At 38.7% G+C, this 9,803-nt stretch carries 8 protein-coding genes, 2 pseudogenes and 1 other annotated feature; all 10 genes and pseudogenes read left to right on the top strand.

Translation table 11 applies throughout. The annotated features are described in order from the left end of the window. Nucleotides 1-283: 283 nt before the first annotated feature. The gene (locus M44_RS10370) at nucleotides 284-706 is read left to right on the top strand and encodes a GNAT family N-acetyltransferase (protein WP_010173351.1); all 423 of its coding nucleotides are present in this window, start codon (nucleotides 284-286) and stop codon (nucleotides 704-706) included. Nucleotides 707-1,113: 407 nt separating this feature from the next. Continuing rightward, nucleotides 1,114-1,425: a putative quinol monooxygenase gene (locus M44_RS10380; protein WP_420167108.1), complete on the top strand. Its 312-nt coding sequence runs from the start codon at nucleotides 1,114-1,116 to the stop codon at nucleotides 1,423-1,425. Between the two features lie 18 nt (nucleotides 1,426-1,443). Continuing rightward, nucleotides 1,444-2,013: a DUF4256 domain-containing protein gene (locus M44_RS10385; protein ID WP_010173356.1), complete on the top strand. Its 570-nt coding sequence runs from the start codon at nucleotides 1,444-1,446 to the stop codon at nucleotides 2,011-2,013. Nucleotides 2,014-2,560: 547 nt separating this feature from the next. Beyond that, nucleotides 2,561-3,824: pseudogene (locus M44_RS22285) on the top strand (Y-family DNA polymerase). A 17-nt stretch (nucleotides 3,825-3,841) separates the two neighbouring features. Further along, on the top strand, nucleotides 3,842-4,171 hold the full coding sequence (locus M44_RS10395) for a YolD-like family protein (protein ID WP_010173358.1): 330 nt from the start codon (nucleotides 3,842-3,844) through the stop codon (nucleotides 4,169-4,171). A 108-nt stretch (nucleotides 4,172-4,279) separates the two neighbouring features. Further along, nucleotides 4,280-4,540, top strand: a complete 261-nt coding sequence (locus M44_RS10400; RefSeq protein ID WP_010173360.1) for a hypothetical protein — start codon at nucleotides 4,280-4,282, stop codon at nucleotides 4,538-4,540. Between the two features lie 128 nt (nucleotides 4,541-4,668). Beyond that, nucleotides 4,669-4,871, top strand: a binding site (T-box leader). A gap of 36 nt (nucleotides 4,872-4,907) precedes the next feature. Beyond that, entirely contained in the window at nucleotides 4,908-6,341 is a 1,434-nt protein-coding gene (gene proS, locus M44_RS10405; RefSeq protein WP_029326839.1) for a proline--tRNA ligase, read from the top strand. Nucleotides 6,342-7,024: 683 nt separating this feature from the next. Continuing rightward, nucleotides 7,025-8,460 (top strand): annotated as a pseudogene (locus M44_RS22290) (MDR family MFS transporter). Nucleotides 8,461-8,625: 165 nt separating this feature from the next. Continuing rightward, complete coding sequence (locus tag M44_RS10420; RefSeq protein ID WP_010173366.1) at nucleotides 8,626-9,267, top strand: YczE/YyaS/YitT family protein; 642 nt, start codon at nucleotides 8,626-8,628, stop codon at nucleotides 9,265-9,267. A 60-nt stretch (nucleotides 9,268-9,327) separates the two neighbouring features. Further along, nucleotides 9,328-9,756, top strand: coding sequence for a DUF6526 family protein (locus M44_RS10425; RefSeq protein WP_010173368.1), 429 nt, complete (start codon nucleotides 9,328-9,330; stop codon nucleotides 9,754-9,756). The last annotated feature ends 47 nt before the right edge of the window (nucleotides 9,757-9,803 follow it).

Genomic DNA, 9,803 nt, shown 5'->3' on the forward strand with positions numbered 1-9,803 from the left:
AGGGGAACTATGACATTGGTGAGAATACTGCTTGGGTGATGATTTCATTTACCTTAATTGTTACTTCCATCACCTGGATGTATTTTTTTAGTGAGTAAGTAAACCTTTACAATAATCACTTTTTTCTATTTTATTAGTGGCTGGAATGGACTAATTGTCGGTATGTTTGGAGTTTCTGGTATCATCTTTGGTGGTGTTGGATGGGGGATGAGTCAATGGATTAAGAAGTCTTGTGCTAGGTGAGCTTTTTAAAATTTTTCAAGAAACGTAGGAAGGAAGTGTGATGGTGCCTCAAGTATTCATTGCTAGAATGAATGATTTAGAACAAGTAGTGAAAGTAGATGGTGATGTTACCGGAAATGAAAATAGAAGAGATGTTATTCGCCGAGCGATTCAATCCGAGCAATGTTTGATTTTAATAGATGGTGAAACGCTTGGTGGTTTCCTACTTTATCACACTCACTTTTTTGATTGTGCATTTATTTCATTGATTATTGTGTCTCCCTTAACAAGAAGGCAAGGGTATGCCCGTCACTTGTTAGAATACTTCATGAAGGTATCTCCCACATCAAAAGTATTTTCCTCGACCAATCAATCCAATGAACCAATGAGAAGAGTTTTTGCCTCCGCTGGTTTTATAGAAAGTGGAGTGATTGAAAACCTTGATGAAGGGGATCCAGAGATCGTTTACTTTAAAGAAAGATAGGGATTTCGGGGCTATATCTCATCAACCTCTAATTTTATTCYCTTATAAATGGTTTGGAGTATTCCCATTCTAAGCTCTGCTGTTTCCTTACATTTCCACCGCTTAGAATCCATTTCAAATGGAGAGCCATTTGCCTTTCTGGCGATAATTCTATACCTATACATCATGAAAACCTCTATAGTGAAGCTTAGTACTGTTTGTTAAGCCATTAGCATTTTTCTTCATAGTTACCTCCTGAATTTTCTGAATTTTTATATTCTATATTAAGGAGATTCGGTACAAATTACAAGCCTATTTCAGCGTTGTCATACAATTGAAACCTAATATTGGTGTAATTGTTATACATATATCTTCTACAGGTTAAAATTTACTATGATAAATTATTAAATAAAGTGAAGAGGGAGTGTGTGTGTTTGAGTGGTTACAGTATTTTTGGAAAGCTCGTTGCAAAAGAAGGAGAGTTAGAAACATTAAGTTCCATCTTACTAGAAGCTGCAGAATCGATGAAGCAAGTTGAAAATTGTTCAGTCTATATTGTGAATGCTTCAAAACAAGAGCAAGCGGTGTTTGTTTTTGAGGTATGGGAAAGTGAACAAGCGCATCAAGCGTCTTTATCTTTACCGCTTACTCAAACACTTATTCAAAAAGCGAAGCCGATTTTAGCTGGAGTTGAACGATTGGCAGCTATGGAAGCACTCGGTGGTAAATTAATGACGTAACGAAAGGGAGGCATTTCTATGTCTAAAAGCAGGATAAAAGAGCTACCTCATGATCAGCGTGAAGACTTGCTGGCGATCTTTAAAGCACGATTTGAAGAAAATATGCATCGCCATCAAGAGCTTTCATGGTCAGTTGTTCAAGCTAAACTAGAACAACACCCTACAAAACTTTGGTCTCTAAACGAAATGGAAAAAACGGGAGGAGAGCCCGATGTCATTGGATATGATGATCAAAAAGATGAATATCTTTTTTGTGACTGTGTAAAGGAAAGTCCTAAAGGCCGTCGAAGCCTTTGCTATGACCGCGAAGCACTTGAATCTAGAAAGAAACATAAGCCTGAAAACAGCGTAATGGATTTGATTGATTCAATGGGCATAGAGTTATTATCTGAAGAACACTATCGCTTGTTGCAATCCGTTGAAACCGTTGATATGAAAACGTCTAGCTGGATTCTCACACCAGATAATATCCGAAAGCTTGGCGGCGCTCTTTTTTGTGACTATCGTTATGGACATGTCTTTGTTTATCATAACGGTGCGGATTCCTATTATGCGGCTAGAGGATTTAGAGGGATGTTAAGAGTGTAAAATACAGTGAACTTTATTGAAGAGGCTGACTCAAAAGGTCGTTAAAAGACGATTTTTTTGAGGTACCTCTTTTTTATTATTTTTTTAGAATTTTCACATCGGTTCATTTTGATTAGGTTGATTCTCGCTGCAGATGCGAGACTCCCGAGGGAAATAGCGGAAAAGGTGAGACCCCACAGGGCTTTAGCCCGAGGACTCTGAATAGGCTTCCTCGAGTTTTCACCGCACGAAAAAAATGCGCAGCATTTTATGAGGAGGCTCACCTCCGCCCCGGAGAATGGAGTACCTTTCGCGGAAATCAACCGGGCTTATTTAATGATGATCATTTGTTGAAAAAAGAAGAGGGTGTTCCCAAAAGATTATACTTTTGGGACACCCTCTTCAATTTATTTTTTCGTCACAACTTTTACCTAGTACGACGGAAGTTGTTCACGGGACACCATAGATTTTCCAGTACTGTAAAATAAATTTCATTGTCACAGAACGTATATTCGCATATAATTTGGGTATAAATAAAAGAACAAACGTTCGATAGAGGTGAAAGACGATGACAGTGGATTACAGTACGCTACCGCAACACAAGATTCTTTGCATCGATATGAAGAGCTTTTATGCAAGCTGCTCGGCTGTCATGATGGGGCTTGATCCGCTGGAGTGCCACTTAGCGGTAGTAGGAGATCAGGAAAGACAAGGAAGTATTGTCTTAGCTGCCTCGCCGCGCTTAAAAAAAGATTTTGGCATTAAAACAGGTGCTAGACTCTTTGAGATTCCAAAGGATCCTAGAATTATCCTCGCAGAGCCTAAAATGGCTACGTACATCCGGATTTCCACAGAAATTACTCGTCTATTTCACCGCTACGTGCCGAAAGAAGCCATTCATACCTACAGTGTAGACGAAAGTTTTATCAAAATTGACGGTGCAACAGGTTTATGGGGAGATGCGTTTACGATTGCTCGCAAAATTAAAGATGAGTTAGAAAGAGAATTCCAATTGCCCTGTGCGATTGGTATTGGTCCAAACATGCTCCTCGCTAAGCTATGTTTAGACCTTGAAGCTAAGAAAAAAGGCATTGCTGAATGGACGTATGAGGATGTAGAGAAGAAATTATGGAAGGTGTCTCCGTTAAGCGAAATGTGGGGGATTGGTCGACGTGTAGAACGCACCCTTAATCGTATGGGGATTTTTACAGTAGGACAGCTTGCAAGGTATGACCTTGATAAGCTTGAAGCTAAATTTGGCGTGATGGGCAACCAATTGTATCACCATGCGGTGGGGGGTGGATTTATCAGAGATTGGCGCCCCTATTATAGAAGGACAAATTAGCTTTGGAAAAAGCCAGGTATTGCTTCGTGATTACAAAGAGGAAGAAGAAATTAAGCAAGTGCTCTTAGAAATTTGTGAAGAAGTAGCTAGAAGAACCCGTACTCACAAAAAAATGGGGCGAACGATTAGTCTTGGGATTAGCTACAGTCAAGATGAGTTTGGAGGCGGATTTCATCGCTCAAGAAGCATTGAAAATCCTACCAATATTACCATGGAGATCTACGGAGTTTGCTTACAGCTATTTCATGAACACTACGAAGGCAAAACCGTTCGAAAAATTTCCGTTTCACTATCCAATATTGAAGAAGATACATCTCTTCAGTTAAATTTGTTTGATGCAAAGCTCGCAAAACGAAAGGAACTTGGCTACGTAATGGACCGTGTGCGAAGCCGCTACGGATACGGAGCATTGTTAAGGGGTGTCTCCTTGGCTTCAGGAGGAACAGCAAGGCACCGTGCTCGCCTTGTAGGTGGACATAAAGCATAAAGAAAGGAAGGGATAGAATGATTAGAGACCGAGGAAGAATAAAATGGACGTCCATGATGCTGCCAGAGCATGTAAAGCTATTACGTGATTGGGTAAAAGAAGACACGTTTGAAAAAGAAGTGATGATCGATGAACAGGCAATGGAAGAAATGAACGCTATTGTAGGAGAAGCAATGGAGCAAGGCTCTTACGTGGCCATTACACATTACCGAAATCATCGATATGAACTATTGGTTGCCAAAATCCATCACTGGGACCACTTGACAGAGCGATTTCATGTGGTAGATCGCTTTGACGAAATCCATTATATTGAGCGAAAAAATGTAGTGGGGATAAATTGGATATAGAACAATCGAAGAGATTTGTGTTACGTGTGTGGTGACATTTTCCTTTGTGTAAAAGTAATCTAATTCAGTCCCAATCATTTATACTATTCTAWAAAAGGAGGTGAGAATGTGGAAAAACAAATCTATGATCTATTGTTGAATATTCAGTCAGATATCTCTGAAATGAAGAGCGACATCACCAACATGAATGAACGCCTAACTAGAGTAGAAGCCGCCGTGAACCGATTAGAAGTAACCCAAACGGAAGATATAGTTAGCCTGTTGAAGACGACAAAAGATAGAATGGATTTTGACGTTGAGTACATTAATAAAAGGGTAACGGATATGGACAAACGACTATTTGCGCTAGAACAACAAGCGAAATTCTAAGAAACCCTCTCATCCAATAGGCAAAAATAAGATACCACGAAATCATACATCTTATGAATACCTCATATTTATAAATACAAAAAATAGTTGACTTTTCAACATCCTCTCGCTAAAATATTCTAAAATTATAGTAAACGTTGAAGAGGACGAGTAGCTTGTCTAAGCTAACCAAGAGAGAGAGCGAATGGTGAGAAGCTCTCATAGACATTCAAGTGAACCTGCCTTCTGAGTTCTGTGTGAAAATGACACAGCGGTTTCTTAACCGTTATCAAAAATAGAGTGTAAAGCTGTGCTTTAAATTAGGGTGGTACCACCAGGAATGGTCCCTAATCTAAAGCACAGCTTTTTTATATTTAAAGGAGGTAGTATGATGCCAAAAGGATTTGTAGAAAAAATTACTGATATGGATGTAGATTTTGCCAAATGGTATACAGATGTGGTAACAAAAGCGGAATTAGTGGATTATTCAAGTGTAAGAGGAAGCATGATTATACGCCCCTATGGTTATAAAATTTGGGAACATATAAAGGATCAACTAGACCGTAAAATAAAAGAAACCGGTCATGAAAATGTATACATGCCTCTATTTATTCCTGAAAGCTTACTTCAAGTCGAAAAGGATCATATTGAAGGATTCGCTCCAGAAGTTGCATGGGTCACGCATGGGGGAGAGGAAAAACTTCAAGAGCGTCTATGCGTTCGACCAACGTCTGAAGTGTTATTCGCAGAGCACTACAGGAATATTATTCATTCTTACCGAGATCTACCTAAGCTTTATAATCAATGGGCAAACGTAGTGAGATGGGAAAAAACCACTCGTCCATTTTTACGTACGTTAGAGTTCTTATGGCAAGAGGGACACACTTGCCACGAAACAGAACAAGAAGCAATTGAAGAAACAGAGAAGATGTTGAACGTCTATGCGACCATTTGTGAAGAATTGCTTGCTATCCCAGTAATAAGAGGGAGGAAGACGGAAAAAGAAAAGTTTGCAGGAGCCACTTTTACGTATACAATTGAAAGCTTAATGCATGACGGAAAAGCACTCCAAGCGGCAACCTCTCATTTCTTAGGTGACCGATTTGCCGAAGCCTTCTCGATTACATTCTTAAACCGAGAGGGCAGAGAACAACACGTTCAGCAAACATCTTGGGGATTCACGACCCGTATTATTGGGGCCATGATAATGGTTCATGGAGACAATCGTGGCCTCGTCTTACCACCAAATGTCGCCCCAACTCAAGTCATGATTGTTCCGATTGCACAGCATAAAGAAGGGGTCCTAGACCACGCCTATGGGTTGAAAGAGAGAGTAAAAACAGTAGCTCGTGTAGACATTGATGCAAGCGACAAGCAGCCTGGTTGGAAATTCAATGAGTCTGAAATGAAAGGCATTCCTATTCGGCTAGAAGTGGGACCAAAGGACATGGAACAGGATCAAGTTATACTCGTAAGAAGAGATACTGGAGAAAAGGTTCAGGTCGGGATATCAGAAGTAGAACAAAAAATTACCGAACTCTTAGTAGAGATTCAAAAAAACATGTACAAGAAAGCTTATACTCGTCTTCGAGAAAAAACGTCCATTGTGCAGACATTCGAAGAATTTCAATCTGCTTTACAGAATGAAAATCGTATAATCAAGGCCATGTGGTGTGGAAACAGAGAGTGCGAGGATTACATTAAAGAAGAAACAGGAGCTACTTCCCGCTGTATTCCGTTTGAGGAGGAAGATATTTCATCTACGTGTGTATGCTGTAAGAAAAATGCGAAGCATATGGTGTACTGGGCCAAAGCCTATTAGGAGAAGAACTTGGTGTAGTCTTAGTAATACAGTCATATTTAAATCGTAACACAACAGAAAAGTTTATGAATCTGAATCTTGAACTATTAGGGTTTATGTTAACGTTCTATTTTTTTCTTTCTAATCATTTTGAATGTTTCTCTTTTCTTCCATATCAGAAAAGTAGATCGCGCAAAAACGGAGGCAGATTTGAAAGGGTACAATCTATTGGCTAATTTGATAGGTATAGGATTGAGTGTATTCCTTTTAGTAGGAACAATACTAGTTACGATATGGTTGGTTCTATAAAACCCAAAAAATCATGGAAGGAAGTGAGATAATGAGTGGGATTATGACGTTAGGGATAATAGCGGCTTCTGGAATTGCCTTAGCAACAACCATTAATTACGCAATAAAAGCCTACCATAACTTTTAAACCAAAATAAAGGACTCGACCAACAAACTCGATTGGTTACATGTCCGAACTGTGGGTCTGAGAACAAGAGGCAGAAACATGGTCAGAGTTGTCAAAGGTGTTATCAACCCTTTTAATTAAATTGGAGAAGTGTAAGAAGTGATTTTCCATATTCAATGGCCCTTTGTTAATTCGATGTAATATCTTGAGCCCATAGCTTGAGAAAACAATCTAATTAAGGCATGATGGTAAGGGTGAAATAGAGTATTTGAATTATCGGAGGAAATCAATGAGTCAAAATGTAAATACTAAAGCCATCTTAATTACGTTTATGATCGGTGCATTCTTTGCCATCTTAAATGAGACATTACTAAATATTGCTTTAACGGAATTAATGAATGTGTTTAACGTGTCCCCAACAACCGTACAATGGTTAGCGACAGGCTTTATGCTCGTTATGGGTGTGTTGATGCCTATCTCTGCTGTATTGATTCAATGGTTCACAACCCGGCAAATGTTTATCGGGGTCATGAGTATCTTTTTAATGGGAACGGTCATTGCAGCCAGTGCCATCAATTTTCCTATGTTATTAACGGGGAGGATGATCCAGGCGGTAGGGACAGGCTTGTTAATTCCAGTTATTTTTAATGCTATCTTACTTTTATATCGTCCTGAAGTAAGAGGAAAATTATGGGGACGTTTGGTTTAGTGATTATGTTCGCACCTGCCATAGGTCCAACTGCTTCTGGGGTTATTGTTGATTTACTAGGGTGGAGATGGTTGTTCCTGATTGTTATTCCATTTGCATTGTTCTCTATCTTGTTTGCATGGAAATTCTTACAAAATGTAGGAGAAGTCACTAGACCACGTATTGATGTACTCTCTATTCTCCTATCAAGTGTAAGTATTGGTGGAATAGTGTATGGGTTTAGTTCAATAGGTGAAAGTGACCAAGGTATTAGTGGAACAATTATTGCTATATTGGTCATGAGTATAATTAGCCTTGTAGTATTTGTACTACGTCAATTGAAAATAGAAGAGCCATTATTAGATGTACGAGTATTTCGATATAAAAACTATGCAACAGGTATCGTTATTTTCGTCATTGTCATTATGGCCATGTTTGCATCAGAGATTGTGATGCCAATGTATTTGCAAGGACCACTAGGATATTCAGCTAAACTAGCTGGATTATTGTTATTACCTGGGGCATTACTTAACGGATTGATGTCCCCAGTTATGGGAACGTTATTTGATAAATATGGTCCAAGAAAATTAATCATTCCTGGTACCATTGTATTAGTAGGTGTGATGATATTCTTTAGCAACATTGAGCCAGGGGTTCCAACCTGGTCGTTTGTTCTCGCCTACATTGCTCTCATGCTTTCCATCTCAGCCATTATGATGCCAGCACAGACGAATGCACTAAATGAATTGCCAAAGGCTTTATATCCTCACGGGACAGCCATTGCCAACACATTACAACCTGTTGCAGGAGCTCTTGGCGTATCGGTGTTCGTTAATATTATGACAAGAGGACAAGAAAGCTACATTCAAAATCAGACAGGCACCGCAACAGAAGATGTATTAAATAGTGCAATGACACAAGGAGTACACTATGCCTATTGGTTTGCGTTAGTACTGTGCGTGATTGCGTTCATTGCTTCACTATTTGTACAAAAGGCTATCGCACCAGACTTTGATTCAGAAGTAGAAGGGGATTAGTCCGCTCATTTATTCTAATTTAGTAAGAGACCTATTCAAAATGAATAGGTTTCTTTGTGCTAAAAATGAATTTATTCCTAACCTTCCCTATCGGATTAATGAAATTTTTTCTTTTATTCACCTGTGATAAAGTAAGTTCGGAATGTAAGTTTGGGAGGTAACAAAATGGCGAAAGAAAATTGGATTCGCTGGTCCTTTTTTATTGTAGGGTTATGTGTATTAGCATTAGGAATAGCTATGACCATTGAAGGGAAGCGGTTTGGGATCGTCCCTTGGGATGTGTTTCATTACGGATTATATACTCACCTAGGTTTAACGGTAGGGACTTGGTCTATTATTGTGGGACTTCTCATATTATTTATGTACGGCTTGGTTAAACGAGAAATACCTAAAATAGGAGCATGGTTAAATATGCTGCTACTAGGACTTTTTATTGATTTCTTTCTTTGGATACTTCCTGAGGCAACCTCATTATTTGGAGAAACACTGTACTTTATCCCAGGTGTTATTATCCTTGGATATGGAATAGGAATCTATATTTCTGCCGATTTAGGTGCAGGGCCAAGAGATAGTATGATGCTATTATTTGTGGAAAAATTTGGGTGGTCTGTAAAAGCTGTTAGAAACGGTATGGAACTAACGGTGTTTTTGTTTGGTTGGTTATTAGGTGGTCCAATAGGTATTGGAACTATACTAATTGTATTCTTCCTAGGGTCCATTGTAAATGTGTCCTTACATCAAAGTAAGCTAGTATTAGCAAAAATACTAGAAAAAGAAAATCGTATAAATGCTTTAAGTTATAAGTAATATTTTTGCTGAATCATAGTATAGTAGTATATGAAACTTGTATTCTATAGGAGGACCATAGTGAAAACACAAAATTATCACAATCATACTAAGATAGATCCTATTTTTCACGGAGTAATAGGGGGTTTAGCCCTAGTAACATTAGGTTTTTCTATTGGATTTGCTGTAAATAATCTGGAAGATTCAGTTGTACTAAGCGTTTTTGTTCTAGTAGTGACCATTACCCTAATTCTGACAGGGTTGAATGTGAGACGCTATGCCTTGATGCTTCAAGATCGAATCATTAGACAGGAAGAATCATTCCGATATTTCAGATTAACAGGAAAAGAATTAAACAAAGCAGTAACATTAAAACAAATCATTGCTCTGCGATTTGCTTCGGATGAAGAGCTTCCTACACTTGTAGATCGTGCAGTAAATGAAAACGTAAGCGCGGATGAAATTAAAAAGTCTATCCGAAATTGGAGAGCGGACCATCATAGAGTATAAAGTGTTTAAAATTATTCGGTACAAAACGCTTGAGAATCCTATCTCTA

The organism is Bacillus coahuilensis m4-4, from assembly GCF_000171615.1.
In the GTDB taxonomy this organism is placed as follows: Bacteria; Bacillota; Bacilli; order Bacillales; family Bacillaceae_K; genus Bacillus_T; species Bacillus_T coahuilensis.